This is a genomic window from Hymenobacter sp. YIM 151500-1 (assembly GCF_025979885.1).
GTDB lineage: Bacteria > Bacteroidota > Bacteroidia > Cytophagales > Hymenobacteraceae > Hymenobacter.
Genome location: NZ_CP110139.1, coordinates 180,889 through 202,192, shown reverse-complemented (window position 1 = coordinate 202,192; position 21,304 = coordinate 180,889). Strand labels below are relative to the sequence as shown.

Annotated in this window: 15 protein-coding genes; 11 read left to right on the top strand and 4 right to left on the bottom strand. The window is 61.7% G+C overall.

Annotation, left to right across the window (positions count from 1 at the left end; all coding sequences use genetic code 11):
- Nucleotide 1 precedes the first annotated feature (1 nt).
- Complete coding sequence (serA, locus tag OIS53_RS00770) at nucleotides 2-1,903, top strand: phosphoglycerate dehydrogenase (protein WP_264680479.1); 1,902 nt, start codon at nucleotides 2-4, stop codon at nucleotides 1,901-1,903.
- Nucleotides 1,904-2,862: 959 nt separating this feature from the next.
- Here serA and OIS53_RS00765 read toward each other — a convergent pair.
- From OIS53_RS00765 to OIS53_RS00755, 3 genes are all read right to left on the bottom strand, one after another.
- On the bottom strand, nucleotides 2,863-4,533 hold the full coding sequence (locus OIS53_RS00765; RefSeq protein ID WP_264680478.1) for an OmpA family protein: 1,671 nt from the start codon (nucleotides 4,531-4,533) through the stop codon (nucleotides 2,863-2,865).
- Between the two features lie 173 nt (nucleotides 4,534-4,706).
- The gene (locus tag OIS53_RS00760) at nucleotides 4,707-5,744 is read right to left on the bottom strand and encodes a PDDEXK nuclease domain-containing protein (protein WP_264680477.1); all 1,038 of its coding nucleotides are present in this window, start codon (nucleotides 5,742-5,744) and stop codon (nucleotides 4,707-4,709) included.
- 124 nt (nucleotides 5,745-5,868) lie between these two features.
- Nucleotides 5,869-7,236 carry a D-alanyl-D-alanine carboxypeptidase/D-alanyl-D-alanine-endopeptidase gene (locus OIS53_RS00755; RefSeq protein ID WP_264680476.1) on the bottom strand — a complete coding sequence of 456 codons (1,368 nt, stop codon included), beginning with the start codon at nucleotides 7,234-7,236 and terminating at the stop codon, nucleotides 5,869-5,871.
- A 94-nt stretch (nucleotides 7,237-7,330) separates the two neighbouring features.
- Between OIS53_RS00755 and tssD the strand changes: the two genes are divergently transcribed.
- The 4 genes from tssD to yidC all read left to right on the top strand — a co-directional run bounded on the left by tssD (nucleotide 7,331) and on the right by yidC (nucleotide 13,394).
- The gene (tssD, locus tag OIS53_RS00750; protein WP_264680475.1) at nucleotides 7,331-8,323 is read left to right on the top strand and encodes a type VI secretion system tube protein TssD; all 993 of its coding nucleotides are present in this window, start codon (nucleotides 7,331-7,333) and stop codon (nucleotides 8,321-8,323) included.
- Complete coding sequence (locus OIS53_RS00745; protein ID WP_264680474.1) at nucleotides 8,323-8,781, top strand: SMI1/KNR4 family protein; 459 nt, start codon at nucleotides 8,323-8,325, stop codon at nucleotides 8,779-8,781. Before tssD ends, OIS53_RS00745 begins: the two co-directional genes overlap by 1 nt.
- Nucleotides 8,782-9,320: 539 nt before the next feature.
- The gene (locus tag OIS53_RS00740) at nucleotides 9,321-10,967 is read left to right on the top strand and encodes a CTP synthase (RefSeq protein WP_264680473.1); all 1,647 of its coding nucleotides are present in this window, start codon (nucleotides 9,321-9,323) and stop codon (nucleotides 10,965-10,967) included.
- A 513-nt stretch (nucleotides 10,968-11,480) separates the two neighbouring features.
- Nucleotides 11,481-13,394: a membrane protein insertase YidC gene (gene yidC, locus OIS53_RS00735; protein WP_264680472.1), complete on the top strand. Its 1,914-nt coding sequence runs from the start codon at nucleotides 11,481-11,483 to the stop codon at nucleotides 13,392-13,394.
- 203 nt (nucleotides 13,395-13,597) lie between these two features.
- Here yidC and OIS53_RS00730 read toward each other — a convergent pair whose 3' ends face one another.
- Entirely contained in the window at nucleotides 13,598-15,274 is a 1,677-nt protein-coding gene (locus tag OIS53_RS00730) for an ABC transporter substrate-binding protein (RefSeq protein WP_264680471.1), read from the bottom strand.
- Nucleotides 15,275-15,358: 84 nt separating this feature from the next.
- On the opposite strand from OIS53_RS00730, the gene OIS53_RS00725 reads away from it, so the two are divergent.
- From OIS53_RS00725 to lepB, 6 genes are all read left to right on the top strand, one after another.
- On the top strand, nucleotides 15,359-16,039 hold the full coding sequence (locus OIS53_RS00725; RefSeq protein ID WP_264680470.1) for a metal-dependent hydrolase: 681 nt from the start codon (nucleotides 15,359-15,361) through the stop codon (nucleotides 16,037-16,039).
- Nucleotides 16,040-16,121: 82 nt separating this feature from the next.
- The gene (locus tag OIS53_RS00720) at nucleotides 16,122-16,931 is read left to right on the top strand and encodes a ParA family protein (RefSeq protein ID WP_264680469.1); all 810 of its coding nucleotides are present in this window, start codon (nucleotides 16,122-16,124) and stop codon (nucleotides 16,929-16,931) included.
- A gap of 505 nt (nucleotides 16,932-17,436) precedes the next feature.
- A complete protein-coding gene (locus tag OIS53_RS00715; protein ID WP_264680468.1) occupies nucleotides 17,437-18,396 on the top strand; it encodes a ParB/RepB/Spo0J family partition protein in 960 nt (319 codons plus the stop codon).
- 15 nt (nucleotides 18,397-18,411) lie between these two features.
- Nucleotides 18,412-19,050 (top strand): DUF5683 domain-containing protein, encoded by a 639-nt coding sequence (locus OIS53_RS00710; RefSeq protein ID WP_264680467.1) that lies wholly within the window; start codon nucleotides 18,412-18,414, stop codon nucleotides 19,048-19,050.
- A gap of 85 nt (nucleotides 19,051-19,135) precedes the next feature.
- Nucleotides 19,136-19,855, top strand: coding sequence for a 4-hydroxy-tetrahydrodipicolinate reductase (gene dapB / locus OIS53_RS00705; protein WP_264680466.1), 720 nt, complete (start codon nucleotides 19,136-19,138; stop codon nucleotides 19,853-19,855).
- A 208-nt stretch (nucleotides 19,856-20,063) separates the two neighbouring features.
- On the top strand, nucleotides 20,064-21,269 hold the full coding sequence (lepB, locus tag OIS53_RS00700; RefSeq protein WP_264680465.1) for a signal peptidase I: 1,206 nt from the start codon (nucleotides 20,064-20,066) through the stop codon (nucleotides 21,267-21,269).
- The last annotated feature ends 35 nt before the right edge of the window (nucleotides 21,270-21,304 follow it).

Genomic DNA, 21,304 nt, shown 5'->3' with positions numbered 1-21,304 from the left:
TATGCCCGACCAACCCGCTCCCCTCCCTTACCTCATCATCGACTTCGACTCCACCTTTACGCAAGTAGAGGGGCTGGATGAGCTGGCCGACATTGCCTTGCAGGGCCAGCCCAACCGGGAGGAAGTTGTGGGCCAGATTCGGGCCCTGACGGACCGGGGCATGAGCGGGGAACTGCGCTTTGCGGAGTCGCTGCGGGAGCGGCTGGCCCTGCTGCCGGCGCGGCGCGAGCATCTGGGGCTGCTGGTGGAGCGGCTTAAGGGCAAGGTGTCGGAGAGCATCCGGCGCAACCGCCGCTTCTTCGAGCAGTTTCCGGGGCGGGTGTACATCGTCAGCAGCGGCTTCCGGGAGTTCATCGAGCCCGTGGTGGCCGACTTCGGCATCCGCCCCGACCACGTGCTGGCCAACACGTTTACCTTCGACGCCGAGGGCCGCATTACGGGCTTCGACGCCTCCAACGTGCTCAGCCAGGACGGCGGCAAAATCCGGCAGCTGCGCGAGCTGGACCTCGCCGGCCCAGTGTACGTGCTCGGCGACGGCTACACCGACTACCAAATCCGCGAGGCCGGCCTGGCCCACCGCTTCTACGCCTTCACCGAAAACGTGCACCGCGCCGCCGTAGTGGCCCGCGCCGACGAGGTGCTGCCCTCCTTCGACGAATTTCTCTACCAGAACAAGCTGCCCATGACGCTCTCCTACCCCAAAAACCGCATCCGCGTGCTGCTCCTCGAAAACCCCGACCCGCGCGCCGCCGAGCTGTTCCGGCAGGAGGGCTACCAGGTGGACACCGTGCCCGGCGGCCTCGACGAGGACGAGCTGGTGCAGCAGATTGAGGGCGTAAGCATTTTGGGCATCCGGAGCAAAACCCAGGTAACGCAGCGGGTGCTGGATGCCGCCAACCGCCTCATCGGTATCGGGGCGTTCTGCATTGGCACCAACCAGATTGACTTGGTGGGCTGCATGAAGCGGGGCGTGGCCGTGTTCAACGCGCCCTTCTCCAACACCCGCTCGGTGGTGGAGCTGGCCCTGGGCGAAATCATCATGCTGGCCCGCCGCATCCCGGAGAAAAACCCCAAAATGCATCAGGGCGAGTGGGATAAGTCGGCGCGGGGCTCGTTTGAAATCCGGGGCAAGAAGCTGGGCATCGTGGGCTACGGCAACATCGGGAGCCAGCTCTCGGTGGTGGCCGAGGCCGTGGGCATGCAGGTGCTCTACTACGACGTGGCCGAAAAGCTCCAGCTGGGCAACGCCGTGAAGTGCCGCACCCTCGACGAGCTGCTCCAGCAGGCCGACATCGTGACCCTGCACGTAGACGGCCGCCCTGCCAACACCAACCTCATCGGGGCGCGGGAGCTAGCCCTGATGAAGCCCGGCGCCCTGCTCCTAAACAACGCCCGCGGCCACGTGGTGGACGTGCCGGCCCTGGCCGCCGTGCTCCGCTCGGGCCACCTGGGCGGGGCCGCCGTCGACGTGTTTCCCTACGAGCCCAAAACCAACCAGGAAACCTTCGAGAGTGAGCTGCGCGGCCTGCCCAACGTGCTGCTCACGCCCCACATCGGCGGCTCCACGGCCGAGGCCCAGCGCAACATTGCCGAGTTTGTGCCGGAGCGCATCATGCAGTACGTCAACACCGGCAACACCCAGCAGTCAGTCAACTTCCCCAATATTCAGCTGCCCGAGCAGCAGGCCCACCGCCTCATCCACATCCACCACAACGTGCCCGGCGTGCTGGCCCGCATCAACAACGTGCTGGCCCAGCACCACGTCAACATCCTCGGCCAGTACCTGAAAACCAACGAGCACATCGGCTACGTCATCACCGACATCGACAAAGAATACGAGCAGGAGGTAATCGGCGAGCTGCGCAAAGTGGAGCACACCATCAAGTTTCGGGTGCTGTATTAGGAGTATTAAAAAGTAAGTGATTCATGTTGGTATTGCGGCTTCTGGTGCTGGTCTATCTTGTGACAGGATGTCAACCAGACGTTAACCCCTCCAAGGCAGTGGCCTTGGAAGAAACTATACAACGAGCTAGTGCACCACAAAAGACTCCGCTGGATGAAGGGCTGAAACGTCTGATTCGGGCTTATGACAAGCGCTGGGGCAGCAGTTCGCTGTACTGTCTGGAATATGAAACCATAGCGTATGACAGCCTACAAATGGTTTTGTATCCCGCTGGTGAATTTGTGCCAATCGTTGATTTTTGCCGTCCAAACACTTATGCGGAATTTGATAACAAACTAATTCTTATTGCCACAGGTCTCGAACTTATAACTCCGGGGACATATTACCGTGACGCGTACCGTGACGCTTTTTACAGAATTATAACAAAGAAAGTACTGGGTAGAGCTTGTTCGCCGGCGCAATATGACAGCTTGGGCTTGACTTACGGGAACTACGACCCATCTGTGTGGAGAATAGCCCTATCAACACACAACCGCCAAAACCACAAGGTGTACAGCGTTGTGGATTCTTTTGCTACGCGCTTAAGAAATCAACCGCCTTCGTCAATAATCCTTACTCCGCCTCCCACACGACCTAGGAGCAGCCGTTAAGATATGTTGACCGGCTGCTGCTTATAATCACACCTCTGCTTCTGCACCTTCAACGCTCTTGGCGCGGAATAGGCGTAGCAGATTTAAATACTTTTCTTCCATCAGTGGAAGCTATGGATTGCGGCACGTTAGCAGGATTCGCGGCATAAATGGCTCGTGCCTGCTGGTTCAGTTTCATGGCCAGTTCCAGCCGCTGCCGGGGCGTCAGGCTCCAGAAGTAGCGGCGCGGCGCTTCCTCGGTTTCGGCTTTGTGCTGGGTTTTGATAACGGGGCGCGTGGGACAGGCGTACGCAGCAAGGTAGCGGCGGGCTACCATTTGGGCTGGTCGTGCCTGCTGCTCTGTCCAGGAGGGCGCCGACCGGCCTTTTTGCCTTTGCCGGGTACCGGCCGCTTTTGTGCTTTGGTTCGCGCTTTTCGGGCTGTAGGCTTCTTTGACGCTTTTTTCCGGGCGGGCGCCGCGGCGGCGGCCGTGGGCTCGGGGCCGTACTTGACCTGGGCGGCGTTGGGGTCACCGGTCAGGAACAGGTCAAACTCGACGCGGCGGTTGCGGGCGCGGCCGGCGTCGGTGGCGTTGGAGGCCAGGGGGTGGCGGGCGGCATAGCCGCGGCCTTCCACGCGCGCGGCCGATACGCCCTGGGCTATTAGGTACTGCCGGGCGGCGGCGGCCCGCTCGCGGGAAAGGCGCAGGTTGTAAGCGGCCGGACCGCGGCTGTCGGTGTGGCCGGCAATGCTGAGCGAGTAGTCGGGGTAGCGGCGCAGCAGCTGGGCCAGGCTGTCGAGCACGGCATACGACGAGGGCAGCAGCGTGGCCCGGTTCAGCTCGAACCCGATGCGGCGGGTGGCTTCGCGCAGCAGGGTGCGCGCTTCCGCTTTCAGTTCCGGGCAGCCGCGGTTGGCAGCCGGGCCGGGGCTGGCGGGGCACCGGTCGGCGGCGCCGGTCACGCCGTCGTTGTCAGGGTCGTTGGCGGGGGCGGTTGGGGGCGTGGTGGTGGTGGCAGTGCCCACGGTGCAGCCTTTTGCGTCTACGGCCGCGCCAGCGGGTGTGTCCAGGCACAGGTCGTCTTTGTCGGGCACGCCGTCCTGGTCGGTGTCGGGGCAGCCTTGCAGGGCGATAGAGCCGGCTTCGTTGGGGCAGGCGTCTTCGGCGTCGGGCACGGTGTCGTCGTCGGCATCGGGGCAGCCGCCGAGACTGAAGTTGCCGGCCTGGTCGGGGCACTGGTCCTGGAAGTCGGGTACGCCGTCCTGGTCGGCATCGGGCGGGCACCCGCGCTCGTCCACGCTCACGTAGGCAAGCGTGCCAGGGCATTTGTCTTCCCGGTCGGGCACGCCGTCTTCATCGGCGTCGGGAGCCTGGCCCAGGCTGAAGGTCAGCCCGGCGGCGTGCTGCCACAGCTGGTCGGCACGCCCCGCGGGGTTTGGCAGGCCGTCGAAGCGGGCGTGGCGGGGGCGGTGCTGGCTGCTTTGCACAAAAAGGCTCACCACCGGCCCCAGGCGCAGGCTGATGCCGGCCCCGGCGTGCAGGTCCAGAAAGCTCTGCTGGTTGTCGACGCGCACGGTGTCGGCCTGCCCCGTGCGGCTCACGTAGGCCAGGCCGGTACCAGCCAGCAGGTAAGGCTGCACCACGGCGTTTTCTTTCAGGGCCCAGCCATTGTTGAGCTTCAGCTTCAGGCTGGCATTGGCATTGACGAGGGTGGTGGCAAAAAACCGGGTGGGCGCGCTGCGACCTTTCAGCTCAGCGTAGAATAGCTGCGTGTTTATGTCCAGCCCGCGGCCCAGATACTGGTTGATAACCAGGCCGGGCGCGTACTGGTTCTGGTCCCACTTCCAGAAGTCGGAGCCGAAGCGGCCCTGGTACTGCAAGGCGTTGGCGGTAATGCCAATGCTGGTGCGCCGCTCAGCAGTTTGGGCGGCGGCTACTACGGGCGTGAGCAGAACCAAGCCACCCACCGCCCAACGAATGCTCCGATACAAGTGCTTCATCGAGGGTATAATCAGCACAGGCGCGTATTTAACGGCAACGTGGTGCCGCGCCAGCCTCTCAAGATAAGCTGAAACTCACAACCTGCACCAGAGCCGGAGCATACCACACGTTTTTCCGCGCCTTCGCGGCGGCAAGCGGTGGCCTTACGGCTCGTCGCCACCGCCGGCCGGGCCTACGCTGGTCCTTTCAGTGCGGTGGTCACGGCCTCCAGGCGGCGCACCAGCTCTTCATTGCTGGGGAAGAACGGCCGCAGCTCCTGCGGTAGCGTGTCGGTGTAGGTGTACGTGGCCACGCCAATGGGCTTGTTGATGTCGCGCAGGGCAAACTCCACTACGGTGCGCTGCTTGCTCTGGCAGATGATGATGCCGATGCTGGGCTGCTCGTGCGGCTTGCGCACCTGCGCGTTGAGCAGCGACAGATAAAAATTCATCTTGCCTGCGTACTCCGGCCGGAACTCGTCAATCTTCAGCTCCACGGCCACCAGGCACTGCAGCTCCCGGTGAAACAGCAGCAGGTCCACGAAGTACTCGTTGCCCTCCAGCTCCAGGCGGTACTGGTTGCCGATGAAGGTGAAGTCGCCGCCCATTTCGCTCAGGAAGCGCCGGACGTTGCCCAGCAGGGCCTGCTCCAGCTCATATTCGGAGTGCTCGGCGCTCAGCTCCAGAAAGTCAAACAAATACTCGTCTTTCAGCGCCAGCGTAGCGGGGGCCTGTTGGGCGGCGGGCAGCGTGGCGGAGAAATTATGCTGGGCAAGCAGCGTTTTTTGATAGGCCTGGGCTTTGAGTTGGTGCAGCAGCACGGCCTTGGTCCAGTTGTTCCGGCGGGTTTGCAGCGTGTAGAACAGTCGCTCCTGCGGGTCTTTACACTTGCTCAGTATCAGCAGGTGCTTGGCCCAGCTGATTTCTCCAACCAGTGGTTGGAGAATTTCTGAGGCGCTGTATTCCAGATAAAACTGCCGCATATACCACAAGTTCTGCGCTGAAAATCCGCTGACGCCAACAAACTCGGCTTGCAGGTCGCGGGCCAGCGTTTCAACCACGCTTTTGCCCCAGCCTTGCTGGTGTTGACGTTCGGCAATGAGGCGGCCCAGCTCCCAATAGAGCTGCATTTGCTCCTGATTGACGGCTTGCAAGGCGCGGTACTGGGCGGCCCGTACCCGCTGCTTGATGTCGGCGAGCAGCTGCTGGTAGTCGTGAAGGGTAGACTGCATAAAGAAGTGATAAGGTAAGAGGTAATACGCTGATGAATACGCCGCTTGATTGGGCTGCCGGGCGGCGTCACTTGTGGTAGCAAGGTTGCAGATGGTCTGCCAGTCGGTCGCGTGCGACGCGCCCCTACAGCCTTCGCCGCACTTCGCCCAGGATGCGCTCCATCTCGTTGCGCACGGCGGTGTCGTCGCCGGGCAGGTTGTTGTTCATGAATGTGAAGGCTAGTAGCCGGCCGGAGCGGGTGCGCAGGTAGCCGCAGAGGTTGTGGTTGTTGGTGAGCGTGCCGGTTTTGCCCCAGAGCCAGGGCCCGGCCGGGTCGCGGTAGCGGCGGCGCAAAGAGCCTTGGCGGCCCCCGGCGGCCAGCAGGTCCAGCAGGCGCGGCTCGGGCACTTCCTGATGCAGGCGCAGCAGCAGGGCCGTGAGCGTGCGGGGCGTGACGAGGTTAAGGCGCGAGAGGCCGGAGCCGTCGGCCCACTGCGGGGCGTCGGGCAGGCCCTGCAAGTGCTGGCGCTGCATGAGCCGGATAACGCGGCCCGTATCGAGGGAATCAAGGCCAAGCTGGCTGGAGCACAGCAGCAGTACCTGCTCGGCCAGGAAATTGTCGCTCACCCGCAGCATACGGCGGTAAAGCGAATCAACGGGCAGGCCGCGCAGGGTGCGCACCGAGTCCTGGGGCCGCACCCGAAACGGCACCTGCCCCACGGGCCGGCGCAGGGTATCCTGGAGCAGCTGGCGCAGCAGGGCGGGGCTGGTGCGGAAGGGCGTTTCATCCACCCAGTTCTTCGGGCTCGGATACACCCAAAACTGATTTTCCAGCAGCGGCCGGCGCACGTGGTCCTGGGCGGGATTGGGCGTGCCGGCGGGCACCGGGCGGGTGGCATCCTTGAAAAACCGCGGGTGCACGCGCGGCAACGCCTGCCCGGCCGTGGCATAGAAACGCACCGTATGGCCGTACACCGGAAAGGCGCCCCGCTCGGGCTGGTAATAATAGTTGTAGTCGTCCCAGCCCCACCCCGGCCCGAAGGCGGGCACGCAGGGAATATCGGTATAGAACAGCTGCTGGGGGCGGGTGCGCAGGAAGTCGAGGGCGCGGCGGCTGGGCACGTCGCCGTGCAGCAGGGTCGGGTCGCCGGTACCCCAGAAGATAAGCGAGTCGCCGCGCACCACGTAGCGCAGGGCCGGCAGCGAATCGGGCGGCAGCAGCTTGAGGGCCGCGTACAAGCTGAACAGCTTCATGGTGCTGGCCGGAGTGAAGTACCGGTCGGCGTTCAGCTCATACAGTTTCTCGCCGGTAGCTACGTCGGTCAAGCTCATGCCCACGTGGTGCTGGCGCAGCACCGCCGACTCCGTGAGCAGCCGGTTAAGCCAGCGCGGGCCGCGGCCCCGCAGCACGTTGGTTTCGGGTGCTTCATCGTCGCCGGGGCCGTGGGCGGCACCGGTTTGGGCAACGGCAAGCAGCAACAGGAGCAGCAGGGAGCGGAAGCGGCGGGGCATAGGTTGGAGCTAGAAGCTGCAAGATGTGCAGGCAATGCCACAGAACCTGAATCAGAAAAAAGCTATTTTGGTGGGCTAACCAACGCTATTCGTCGTGCCCATCCTACATGCCGAAGCGCAGGTTGCCGGTCATCGGGCTTCCTGCACCTCCACGCAACACTCTCTGCTGCAACGTGTCGCCCACACGGGCCAGCCCACCACCGACATGCTGGCCGGCCTCATCCGGCTTACGCTTACCGGGCTGGAGGCCCTGGAGAACCTCTGGGCTGAGCTGGCGGTAGACTCCTACCGGCAGGTGAGCGGGCACGTGGGCTTCTTTCACGAAGAAGGCCACACCTTCCGCCGCCTCACGTTCTACGATGCCTACTGCGTACACTACACAGTCCACTTCGATGCCCGAGGCCAGAACGGCCGGTCCTCCCTGGAAACCGATGTGTACTTCGCGCCCACGGCTATCAACCTGGATGGGACGCGGGTGGAAAACTACAGCAAGCTCTGGTGGGAGAAAGACCCGGTTGTCCGCTTCAATGCCCTGAACAAGCCGCCGGAGCTATTGCCTTCCCCCGCCTTGCGCGCCACCCTACGTTCAGCGCCCCCTCCCCTTCCGCCAACGGCTGCCCCGCCGCAGGCACCCAAGCCGCCCAAGACAGCTCTCGACCCGCAGCAGAAGCCGCTCTACGCTCCTGCGATTGCCAAGTGGTACCGCAAAGGCGGCATCATCGAGCTGCTGGACAACGGCAACTGGAAGTACACTGATTGGGAGCACAATTCAGTTGTCTATGAAGGCGACGAGCCTAACTTTGACAAGTACGCCCGGCAGCAAGTCGATATTGAGGGGATGATTGGGGACTGCGACAAAGACTTTGCGAAGGCAGACGAATTAGCGCCATTGGGGCCCATTTTAGATGGCAACACGTGGCACCACAAGCAAAACATGCGGACTATGCAGGAGGTAGATTTTACCATTCATAGGCGCTTTACCCACTACGGGGCCCGCTCATTGCTCAAGCAGCAGGCCAACTCAGCCCCTACCCAGTCCGATTCAGCACCCGTTACGAAGCGCGTTTTAAGAAAAAAGCAGCCATGATGAATATCTCACCCTGGGGAGAAAACAGCGAGGAAGCCGTTCGGGCATTTGAGCAACAAATAGGCTTTTCGCTGCCAGAGGACTACCGCCAGTTCCTCATCAAGCATAACGGCGCGAGAGTGAACAAACAAACATTTTTCGTGAAAGACCTTGACCAAGAGGTGTTACTACACGTCCTGTATGGGTTGACGAACGAGCAAAGCCGCGGCCTCACGCTGGGCTATTGGCTAGCAGAACACGATGAAGAAATAGGGGAAAAAGAGTTGGTTATAGGCCACGACCCAGGCGGACACCAAATCTTGCTCATCACCGAAGGGGAGGATAAGGGCGTGTACTATTGGGACCACAACCACTTTTTTGCCAAATCTCGTGAGGATGAGGGAGATACCTACTTTTTGGCAGATACTTTCACTGAGTTTTGTGACTTGCTGAAAGACCATAAGCCCGCTACGGTCTAAGTTGTATTTGTCCTCGCTATCGGAAGCGTAACCGGCTCTGTTGTGGAAGCATCGGCCAGGAATACGATAATTTACGAATGTACATCTCCACCCCGCCTGACAGGGAAGATTTGCCTTCTGCCGGGCGGGTGTGTTTCGCGGACCCGCCCGAATAAGGAAGAAGAGTAAAAAGCCCTTGTCCGCACTGGACAAAGGCTTTTGAATAGTACTGCCGGCCAAGGTCCTATTTGATAGGCAGGGCAGCCAGTCTTATGGGAGTAGCGGCGGGCGTCACTCAGCCACGGCCCGGCAAACACGGCGTTGCGAATTTCCTGCTCGGTCAGCCGCTCGCCCGCAATGTTGATAGTGCGAAACCATTGCAGCTTCTCGCTTTCGTCGCCGCTGCACACGTACACCATCAGCTTGTAATTCAGCAGCTGCTCGCGCTGATCGTCCTGCAAAGAAGCGCACCCCCTCGCCGTCAGCCCCCTCCCTACGCCGAAATAAAACTACCTGCAAGCCCGGCGGCCCGGCAGAATCCTGTAGCTTTGTTTCCCGTTATGCCAGACCGAACTTCCACCTCCGCGGCTGCCACTACGGCCAAGTTTATTTTCGTAACGGGCGGCGTTACGTCCTCGCTGGGCAAAGGCATCATCTCGGCCTCCCTGGCCAAGCTGCTCCAGGCCCGCGGCTTCCGGGTTACCATCCAGAAGTTCGACCCCTACATCAACATCGACCCCGGCACGCTCAACCCCTATGAGCACGGGGAGTGCTTCGTGACCGACGACGGGGCCGAAACCGACCTCGACCTGGGCCACTACGAGCGGTTTCTGAACACGCCCACCTCCCAGGCCAACAACGTCACCACCGGCCGCATCTACGACCACGTGATTCGGCAGGAGCGCGAAGGCGCCTACCTGGGCAAAACCGTGCAGGTGGTGCCCCACATCACCGACGAAATCAAGCGGCGCATGCTCCTGCTGGGCCAGACCGGCGAGTTCGACGTGGTGATAACCGAAATCGGGGGTTGCATCGGCGACATCGAGAGCCTGCCCTTCGTGGAGGCCGTGCGCCAGCTGCGCTGGGAGCTGCCGCCCAACGATTCACTCGTCATTCACCTGACCCTGCTGCCCTACCTGGCGGCGGCCGGGGAGTTGAAAACCAAGCCAACCCAGCACTCGGTGCGCGACCTGCGCGAGGCCGGCCTCCAGCCCGACATTCTGGTGTGCCGCTCCGAGCACCCGATTCCGATGGAGATGCGCCGCAAGATTGCGCTGTTCTGCAACGTCAAAATCAACTCCGTTATCGAGAGCCTCGACGCCGACAGCATCTACTCCGTGCCCCTGCTCATGCTCAAGGAGCAGCTCGACGACCGGGTTATCAAGAAGCTCAAGCTCACGGGCGGCGCCCCCCACCCCGACCTCGACGCCTGGAAAGACTTCCTAGGCCGCCTGAAAAACCCCACCGAGGAAGTGACCATTGCCCTGGTGGGCAAGTACGTGGAGCTGCCCGACGCCTACAAGTCCATCAACGAGGCCTTCGTGCACGCCGGCGCCCAAAACGAGTGCAAAGTCACGGTGCGCAGCATCCAGAGTGAGCACCTGAACGCCGACAACGTAGCCCAGCTTCTGCACGGCTGCGACGGGGTGCTGGTGGCGCCGGGCTTCGGGGAGCGGGGCTTCGAGGGCAAGATTGCGGCCGTGCGCTACGTGCGCGAAAACGGCATTCCGTTCTTCGGCATCTGCCTGGGGATGCAGGTGGCGGTGGTGGAGTTCGGGCGCCACGTGCTGGGCCTGCCCGAAGCCAACTCCACGGAGATGAATCCGCACACCCCGGACCCCGTGATTGCTATGATGGAGGAGCAGAAGAGCATCACCCAGAAAGGAGGCACCATGCGCCTGGGTGCCTACGACTGCGAGCTGCGCCGGGGCTCGAAGGCGGCCAAAGCCTACGCCCGCAACCACATCAGCGAGCGGCACCGCCACCGCTACGAGTTCAACAACGAGTACCTGGCCCGCTTCGAGGAGGCCGGCATGGTCCCCTCCGGCATCAACCCCGAAACCGGCCTAGTGGAAGTGGTAGAAATTCTCAACCACCCCTGGTTCGTGGCCGGGCAGTTTCACCCCGAGCTGAAAAGCACCGTGCAAAATCCCCACCCGCTGTTCGTGCGCTTCGTGAAAGCCGCCATCCAGCACCGAAAAGTGTAAGGCTTGGCAGCAGACGCCGGTGGCAACCCTGGCAGAAGTCTTGCCGCCACAGGCGGCGCGACTTCTAGCCACGAACATGGGGCAAGTCTCCCGACTTGCGCCTGCCGCAGGCGGCCAAGCGGCACCGCGCCGCATACAACCGTGTACAAGACTTGAAATGTGTAACGCGAAGTTGTACTTCGCGAGGCGTTGGAACGATGCCACACCAATCGTCCACGCGCCTCGCGAAGTACAACTTCGCGTTACAGTCTTCTGCCCCACTCCTTGTTCATGCGGCGCGGCACCGGCTGGCCGCTGCGCGGCCGCAAGTCCGGAGACTTGCCCCATTTCCCGGCGGGCAGACGCGCCAGCTCTGCTGGCTAAGTCTGCCGCCAGGCTGACAAAACAGCCGCGGCGAAAAATATTCGCCTGACAACTCCGACCTTTGCGGGGATATAGCCGGATTATTGAGCACGGGCTGTGGCCTACCTCGTCCGCGTCTCACCTCTCACTTCTCTGTACGCACCTCTACTAATGGACAGAAATTCAGCAATTGGCCTGTTTTTGATGGCGGCCTTGCTCTTGATTTATCTTCAGTTCTTCGCCCAGAAGCCCAAACCGGACTCGGCCGCGGCACCGGCCAAAACGGAAACTGCCGCCCCGGCCGCCCCCAACGCCGCGCCCGCGCCGTTGGATTCGGCCGCCTTGGCCCGGCAGTTGGGCGCGTTTGCCACAGCGGCTCAGGGCACGATCCAGCAGGTTCAGCTGAAAAACGACAACCTGACCGTTACCTTTTCCTCCAAAGGAGGCCGCGTGGAGGCCGTGCGCCTGAACAAGTACAAGACGTTCTTCGGCCAGCCCCTCGACCTGTTTGATGCCCAAAGCGCCCAGCTCGACGCCCGCTTCCAAACCACCGACGGCCGCACGGTGCGTTTGTCGGATTTGTATTTTCAGCCTGGCGCTGCGCAGCCCGTAACTGAGGGAGAGCGTAAAGGCCAGCGCCTGACCTTTACGGCCGCCGTGGCCGGGGGGCAGATGGAGCAGGCCTACACCTTGTTTGATGACAGCTACGAGGTGGGCTACAGCCTGCGCTTCCAGAACCTGACCTCCACCGTAGCCCAGGAGCCGCTGACGCTGACCTTCGTGGACCACGTGCGCCAGACCGAGCAGGACCGCAAGCAGAACCGCAACCACACCACCATCAACCACTACCTGGCTTCCGAAGACCACGGCGCCCTGACCGAAGCCTCCGAGAACCCGGAGGAAATCAAGGTGACGGAGCCGCTGAAGTGGGCCGCCCACAAGCACGACTTCTTTGTGGCGGGGCTGATTGCCGACGGGGCGCCGTTTGCCTCGGGCCAGTTTACCTCGACGGTGAACCTCCAGGACACCACCTTCATCAAGACCCTGAGCACCACGCTCACCGTGCCGGCCGCCGACGTGCAGCAGGGCAAGGCCCAGTTCCGCTTCTACTTCGGCCCCAACGCCTTCAACGTGCTCAAGGATGTGGCGCCCGGCTTCGACCGGAACGTGTACCTGGGCTGGGGAATTTTCCGCTGGATGAACCGCTTCGTGGTGTTGCCGGTGTTCCACTTTCTGGAGCAGTTCATCAGCTCCTACGGCATCATCATCGCCCTGCTGGTGGTGCTGATTAAGCTCGTGACCTGGCCGCTGACCTACAAAACCTACGAGTCGCAGGCGCGCATGAAGGTGCTGAAGCCGGAAATCGACGCCATCAAGGAAAAGCACCCCGACGACGCCATGAAGCAGCAGCAGGAAACTATGAAGCTGTACCAGACCATGGGCGTGTCGCCGCTGAGTGGGTGCATCCCCACCCTGCTCACCATCCCGATTCTGCTGGCTTTGTTCCAGTTTTTCCCCAACGCCATCGAGCTGCGCCAGGAAAGCTTCCTGTGGGCCAAGGACCTGAGCACCTACGACGACCCCATCAAGCTGCCCTTCGCGTTGCCCTTCCTCGGCAACCACATCAGCCTGTTCACGGTGCTGATGACGATTTCGACCCTGTTCATGACCTACCAGAGCAACAGCATGAACCCCACGGCCATGCAGGGCCCGATGAAGTTCTACAGCTACCTGATGCCGGTGGTGTTCCTGTTCGTGCTCAACGACTTCGCCGCCGGCCTCACCTGGTATTACCTCGTATCGAACCTGGTAACCCTGGCCCAGCAGGCCATTACCCGCCGCTTCGTCGACGACACCAAGGTACGGGCCAAGCTGGAGGCCAACAAAATCAAGAACAAGGACAAGAAGCCCACCGGTTTCGCTGCCCGTCTCCAGGATGCCATGAAAGCTGCCCAGGAGCGCGAAGCCCAGCAGCGCCAGGGCGGCAACCGCCCCACTCCCGCCGCCGACGATACCGACGCCGAACCCGGCACCGGCGCCGCCGACGTGTCGCCGAAACGCCCGCGCAAAACGCGGAGGTCGTAGGTTAAGCTGCGTTTAAGTACACAAAGCCCCGCTGCCGGATGGTAGCGGGGTTTTTTCTTCTCTAGCTGTAGGTGCCTCACCCCCTAGCCCCCTCTCCTTCAGAGAGGGGGGACTAGCTTTAGAATTACTATCTGATTTTAGCTCTAAAAAACTAGCAGCTAGTTTCCCCTCTCGGAAGGATAGGGGGCTAGGGGGTGAGGCAACTACTCCTTCCGCACCCGCTCCAGCACCAGCTGGTTCATGGGGTTGGGCGTGAGGCCGCGCACGTTGTTCTGGGTGAGGCGCACTACCTCGTCGTAGTACACGGCAATGACGGGGCACTCTTCCACGATGAGGCGGTCCATCTGCTGGTAGAGGGCGTAGCGTTCCTGGGTGTTCTGCTCCAGCTTGGCTTGCTCGTAGAGTTGGTCGTAGGCGGGGCGGCGGAAGTGGGTTTTGTTGGGGCCGGCCGGGGCGAAGTTCTTGCTATAAAACAAGGCCAGGTAGTTTTCGGCGTCGGGGTAGTCGCCCAGCCAGCTGCGGGTGAAGAAGGCAGCGCGGCCATTGTCGATTAGCTCCCCGTGGGCGGCGCCCTGGTTCACGTCGATGTCGACCTGCACGCCTACTTCGGCCCACTTTTTCTGGTAGTACTCGGCGTATTCCTTGGTTTCGGCCACGGTGCTCAGGCGCAGGCGCAGGGGCTTGAGGCCGGGGCCGTAGCCGGCGGCGCGCAGCAGCTGCCGGGCCTTGTCGGGCTGGTAGGTGTAGCCGGGCACCTGCTGAGCATCAAACGAGGGCAGCGAGGCCGGCACGAAACCCGAATGGCCCGGTTTGCCCACGTTATTGAGAAAATAGGCCAGCAGCTCGGGTTTGTTGAGGGCGTAGTTCAGGGCCTGACGCACCCGCTTGTCTTGCAAGGCCTGGCCGGTGGCCAGGTTGTCGCCGCGTAAGTTCCGTAGGTCCTGCTGCATGCCTAGGTACTCGGTGTTCAGGTAAGGTACTTTCTGGAGGCGGAACTTGCCCTGGAAGTCGTCCCGCACCCGGCCGTCCGGATACATCAGCAGGTCGCGGGAGCCGGCCCGGATGCCGCTCAGAAAGTCCAGCTTGCCCTGCATAAACGTCAGGAACTCGGTTTTGCGGTCCTGGATAAAGCTGATCTGCACGGCATCGAGGTAGGGCAGGCGTTGGCCCTGGGCATCCTTCTTCCAGTAGCCGGGGTTGCGGTGGTAGATGATGGCGTTGCCCTCGTCCCACTCCTTGAACTGAAACGGCCCCGTGCCCACCGGATGCTCCCGGAAGTCTTTACCGTACCGCTGCACGGCCTCGCGCGGCACCACGTAGGCGTAGGGCATGGTCAGGATGCCCAGAAACGGAATAAACGGCTCCTGCAAATGAATGCGCAGGGTGGAATCATTCACGGCCACGAAGCAGGTGTCCGAGGGCTCCCCATCGGCTTTTTCCAGCACCTTGCCCCGAAAAATCCAGCCGCCGGGGCTGGCCGTGGCCCCGTCCAGCAGGCGCCGAAACGAATACACGAAGTCCTGGGCCGTGACGCGCCGGCCCTTGCCCCCCGCAAACACCTCCGAGTCGTGAAAAAACACGTTGGGGCGCAGGGTGAAGGTGTAGCGGCGGCCATCGGGGCTGATGTCGTAGCGGCGGGCCAGGCTGGGGCCGGGCTTGAGGCTATCGTCCAGCTCCACCAGGCCGTTGTAGAGCTGGGTCACGGCCCAGGTATTGGCCTGGTTGCGGGCAAAAGCCGGGTCGAGGGAAGTGAGGCTTTCCGGCTGGTTGTAACGGAAGACGCGGCGCGCATCGGTGGCCGGCGCGGGGCCCGAGCAGGCGGGTAGCAGGCTGGTCGAGAGCAAGCCAAAACCGGCGGCACAGCGCAAAAACGGGAGCATGGGAACGGCGAAACAGTGTATATTTGCAAAGGTATCCCACATCCGGGGTTTGCGGCCCTTGCGCCGTCCACCTATCCTTTCTGTATGCAGCTGACCTACTACGGCCACTCCTGCTTCCTGCTCCGGGCGGGCGGCAGCGCTGTCCTCTTCGACCCCTTCATCCGGCCCAACCCGTTGGCTCAGGAAGTTGACGTGGAGGCCATTCCCGCCGACTTCATCCTGCTCAGCCACGGCCACGGCGACCATGTGGCCGACGTAGAGGAAATCGGCCGGCGCACCGGCGCCCAGCTGGTGGGCGTGGCGGAAGTGGTGGGGTGGTTTGAGCAGAAAGGCTTGAACGCCACCTACGGCATCAACCTGGGCGGCACCGTGCGGCTGCCCTTCGGCTCGGTGAAGATGGTGGCCGCCGCTCATTCCAGCTCCTTGCCCGATGGCTCGTATGGTGGGGTAGCGGCCGGCTTTATCATCGAAGCCGAGGGTAAGACCCTGTACTTCGCCGGCGACACGGCCCTGACCTACGACATGAAAATCATCGGGGAGCGGCACAAGCTGGATGTGGCCCTACTGCCCATCGGCGGGCATTTTACCATGGATGTGGACGATGCCCTGGTGGCCGCCGACTGGACCGGCGCTTCCCGCATCATCGGCATGCACTTCGACTCCTTCCCGCCCATCAGCATCAACCACGCCGAGGCCACGGCCAAAGCCCAGCAGGCTGGCAAAGAGCTGGTGCTGCTGAAAATCGGCGAATCCGTTACTTTGTAAGCCACTTAGCGGCAGGCAGTGGACTTTTCCTGCATTTTTGTAGGTTGCCACTGCTAGACCCGAGCACTCAACCACCCCCGATATGGGCAAAATCATTGCGGTAGCCAACCAAAAGGGCGGGGTCGGCAAAACCACCTCCTCGATTAACCTCGCCGCCTCGCTGGCGGCGCTGGAGTATCGGACCCTGCTCGTGGATGCCGACCCCCAGGCCAACGCCACCTCCGGCGTAGGCTTCGACCCCAAAGACATTCAGAACAGCATCTACGAGTGCATGGTGGACGGCATCAACGCCCAGGACATCATCCTGCAAACCACCCTGCTTCCCCACCTCGACCTGATGCCCTCCCACATCGACCTGGTGGGTGCCGAGGTGGAAATGATCAACCTACCCAATCGGGAGGAAAAGATGAAGGAGGCCCTGCGCCCCCTGGCCGAGCAGTACGACTTTATCATCATCGACTGCTCTCCTTCCTTGGGTCTGATTACGGTTAATGCGCTGACGGCCGCCAACTCGGTTATCATCCCCGTGCAATGCGAGTACTTCGCCCTCGAAGGCTTGGGCAAGCTGCTGAACACCATCAAAATCATCCAGAGCCGCCTGAATGAGGAGCTGGAAATTGAGGGCATCCTGCTCACTATGTACGACGTGCGCCTGCGCCTGAGCAACCAGGTGGTCGAAGAAGTGAAGCTCCACTTCCAGCAATTGGTCTTCGACACCATCATCCCGCGCAACGTGAAGCTGTCGGAGTCGCCCAGCTTCGGCATCCCCGTCATTCTGCACGATGCTGAAAGCAAAGGCTCCATCAGCTACCTCAACTTGGCCCGCGAAATCGTGGAAAAGAACGTGGAGGCGGCCGGCGAGCCGGAAGCCGCCGAAGACACCGCAGCCTAGCACCAGAACGGCCGGCGAGTTTCGCCGGCCGTTTTTTGTAGCATAAGCTTCAGCTTGTAGCTTCCGGCAATGGGCCAGCAGCGCGTTTCCAGAAATAACCCAGGCTTTGGATTAGAACTAAGGTTAAAACTACAAGCTAGTTCCCCTCCTTGGAAAGGAGGGTTAGGGGTGGTCGACAATCGACAGAACAGCAATTAGAGCTACAGCATAGAACTAGAGCCCCCTCTCCTTCTGGAGAGGGGGTTGGGGGTGGGGTCAACAGTCTACCACCCCTAGCTCCTCCTTTTAAAGGAGGAAAATACCCTCTAGTTCTAACATTAGCTCTCGTCTTCGTAGCTTATCAGTTGAGGAATAGCCCTGGACAAGCTGCTGGTTTTCTGGCCTTCCACTCACTGGCCACAAGCTGAAGCTTGTGCCACATAAAATTTCCGGCCCATCCCCGGCGTTTGTGTATTTTTGACTCCCGCTTTCGCCACGTGCTATTGGGCGAGGGCTGATTGCAGGTATGTCCGAGAAAAACGAAGAAAAGAATACTCCGGCAGCGGCTCCCGCGGCGGCAAAGCGCAAAATCGGCGGCCTCGGCCGGGGCCTGAATGCCCTGATTGAAGGCAGCTACGAGAAGAAGAGCGAGCGGCTGGGGCTGGTGCCTCACCCCGTAAACTCCGTGGGGCTGATTCCGGTAGGGCAGATTGAGGCTAACCCCTACCAGCCCCGCACCCATTTCGACCAGCAGGCTTTGCAGGAGCTGGCCGAGAGCATCAAGATTCAGGGCATCATCCAGCCCGTAACGGTGCGCCAAACCGGCACCAACGCCTACCAGCTCATCAGCGGGGAGCGGCGCCTGCAAGCCTCCAAGCTGGCCGGCCTCGACGCCATTCCGGCCTATATCCGCAAGGCCGACGACCAGCAGATGCTGGAAATGGCCCTGATTGAGAACATCCAGCGCGAAAATCTCAACGCCATCGAAATAGCCCTGAGTTACCAGCGCTTGGTGAGTGAGTGCAGCCTGAAGCAGGAAGAGCTGGGCGACCGGGTGGGCAAGAACCGCTCGACCGTGACCAACTACCTGCGCCTGCTCAAGCTGCCCCCGGATATCCAGATTGGCCTGCGCGACAACGTTATCAGCATGGGCCACGCCCGCGCCCTCATCAACATCGAGAGCACCGAGCAGCAGCTGGGCTTGTTCCACCGCATCGTAGCCGAGGACCTCTCGGTGCGCCGCGTGGAGCAGCTGGTGCGCAGCGGCCCCGCCAGTCCCGCCCCCGACGACGCCAAGAAAGCCGCTGAGCCCGCCGCCTCGCTGGTGCCCACCGCCGAGCTGCGCCGCACCGAGCGCCACCTGTCCGAGCGGTTTGGCTCCCGTGTGCTGGTAAAGCCCGGCCCCCAGGGCCGCGGCGAAATCAAGATTGCCTTCGACTCGGTGGAGGATATGCAACGCATTTTGCACATTCTGCATCCTGCGTAAAACATAAACTACCCCATGAAGACGAGCGGAGTATTCTACGTAGCACTACTCTCGGTGCTGCTGGCGGTGCTGCCGCTGGCCCGCTTCGCCCACGCCCAAATTGTGACAACCGGGCCCGACTCGGCGCGGGTAGCACCGGCCCAGGACGCCCGCACCGACTCGCTGCGACGCACCGAGCGGCTGCTGGGCTTCCGGGTGACGCGGCCCCAGAAAGCGGCTATCCTGGCGGCAGCGGTGCCCGGCGCCGGCCAGCTCTACAACCGCCGGTACTGGAAGCTGCCGCTGGTGTATGGGGCGCTGGGCGGCACCGGCTACGGCTTGTATTTCTACCAGATTCGCTACAAAGAATACGTACGCGGCAAGCAGGCCCGCGAAAATGGCCAGCCCGACCCTGGCCCACGGTCCAGTCAGGAGACCAGCGTGCAAAATGTGCAGAACGGCATTGTTTTCTACCGCCGTAAGCGTGACACCTTTATTGCTTACACGGCCCTGGCGTACACGCTCACTATTCTGGATGCCTTAGTGGACGCCCACCTGCGCGACTTTGATGTCAGTGAAGATTTGAGCCTGCGGATTGACCCTACCTTGCTGCCGCCAGCGGGGGGCAGCGTCCGGCCCCAGGCGGGCGTAGCCCTCACGCTTCAGCTTAAATAAGTGTTTTCTCTCCCCGGCTTCTTGAGGCCGTCCGGTGGCGTTTTGGTGCAAACGTCGCCAACCACCGTTTTCAGAACGTTAGCAAATGAATCTTCTCCTGATTGGCTACGGCAAAATGGGCCGGGCCATCGAAGCCCAGGCCCTGAGCCGGGGCCACCGAATTGCCGGCATCGTGGACCCGTCTCGCCCCGAGGTGGGCATCACCGATTTTTCGCCGGCGCAGGCTGACGTAGCCATCGAGTTTACCCACCCCGATTCGGCTTTTGCTAACGTGGCGGCCTGCCTGCGCCAGGGCCTGCCGGTGGTGTGCGGCTCTACGGGCTGGCTGCACCACTTTCCCGAGGCTCAGGCCTTGAGTGAGCAAACCGGCACGCCCCTGTTCTACGCCTCCAACTACAGCGTGGGCGTCAACCTGTTCTTTCACTTCAACGAGTACATAGCCGCCAAAATGCACCAGTTTGGGGGCTACGACGTGCAGGTCCGCGAGATTCACCACACCCAGAAGGTGGACCAGCCCAGCGGCACGGCCCTCACGGCGGCCCAGGGCATTCTGCGCCACTTCCCTGCAAAAACCTCCTGGCGCAACGAAGCCGCCACCGAGCCGCACGAGTTGGCTATTCTGTCGGAGCGCACGGGCACGGTGGTGGGCACGCACATTGTTACGTACACCTCCGCTGCCGACAGCCTGGAGCTGAAGCACGAGGCCCACACCCGCGACGGATTTGTGCAGGGCGCCCTGCTGGCCGCCGAGTGGCTACCCGGCCGCCACGGCGTGTTTGGTATGCAGGACCTGCTGGGACTGTAGGAAGATAGAAAGTTGGGAAGTTGAGAAGGTAGAAAGTTAAGGAGTGAGATAATGGCAAGGCGCTACTGAGCCGCCCTTTTAACTTTCTACCTTCTCAACTTATAAACTTCTCAACTTTCCGCCTTCCCGCATTATTTCGCATCTTCCGGCGTTGAAGCTGGAAGACGGCCGGCAGCTGCCGGCTACGTACTTTCTAGCCCATTTATTTATGGCTGTTCAGTCCTGGGAGAAATACCTTGAAAACCAAAAGCCGACGGCTACGCCGGCCGGCGGCCCGCCCAAGAAACCCAAGAGCGTGTTTCGGGAGTGGGGCGACGCTATTCTGTTTGCAGTAGTGGCGGCCACGCTTATCCGCTGGGCCACTTTCGAGGCCTACACCATCCCCACGCCCTCCATGGAAAACTCCCTGCTGGTGGGCGACTATCTGTTTGTAAGCAAGCTGCACTACGGCCCGCGCACCCCGCAAACGCCTTTGCAAGTGCCCCTTACCCATCAAACCCTGTGGGGAACCAGCCTGAAAAGCTACTCCGACGCTATCCAGCTGCCCAGCTACCGCCTGCCGGGCTTTTCGGAAATCAAGCACAACGACGTGGTGGTGTTCAACGTGCCCTTCGAGGCCGAGCACCCCGCCGACCTGCGCACCAACTACATCAAGCGGTGCATTGGTCTGGCCGGCGACGTGCTCGAAGTTAAGCAGGGCCAGGTGTACATCAACGGCCAGCCGGCACCCAACACGCCGGGTATGCAGAGCAGCTACTTCCTGCAAGTGCCCCAGCCCAACGACGACCTGCTGGCTGCCTTTAGGCGGCTCGGGGTAGTCAACTACGACACGCCCGACGGCCTGCCTTCCCCCATCCAAACGCAGCAGTACGGCCTGGGCTACACCGTGCACATGACCCAGGCGGCCTACGACTACTTCAAGCAGCAGCCCTACGTGAAGGGAATCGTGGACCTGAAAACGCCCGCCAGTCAGCCTGAGGAGGTGTTCCCCAACAACCCCGACTCGCCCTACAGCCAGGCCCTGGCCAACCCGCCTTTCCCCGCCTGGAACAAGGACAACTACGGTCCCCTGCCCATTCCCAAAGAAGGCCAGACTGTGCAGCTCACGCCTCAGAATTCGCCCATCTACCAGAAAATCATTCTGCGCTACGAGCACAACGAAGGCATGAGCGTAGACGCCACCACCGGGCAGATTCTGCAGAACGGGCAGCCGCTGAAGAGCTACACCTTCAAGCAGAACTACTACTTTATGATGGGCGACAACCGCCACAACTCCCTCGACTCGCGCTTCTGGGGCTTCGTGCCCGAGGACCACATTGTAGGCAAAGCTGTCCTCATCTGGCTGTCGGTGGACCCGCATGCTTCGTTTCTGCAGAAAATCCGCTGGAACCGCCTGTTCAATCTAGTGCATTAAATCACGGATTCACTGGAATTCGTGGATTTTGCTGA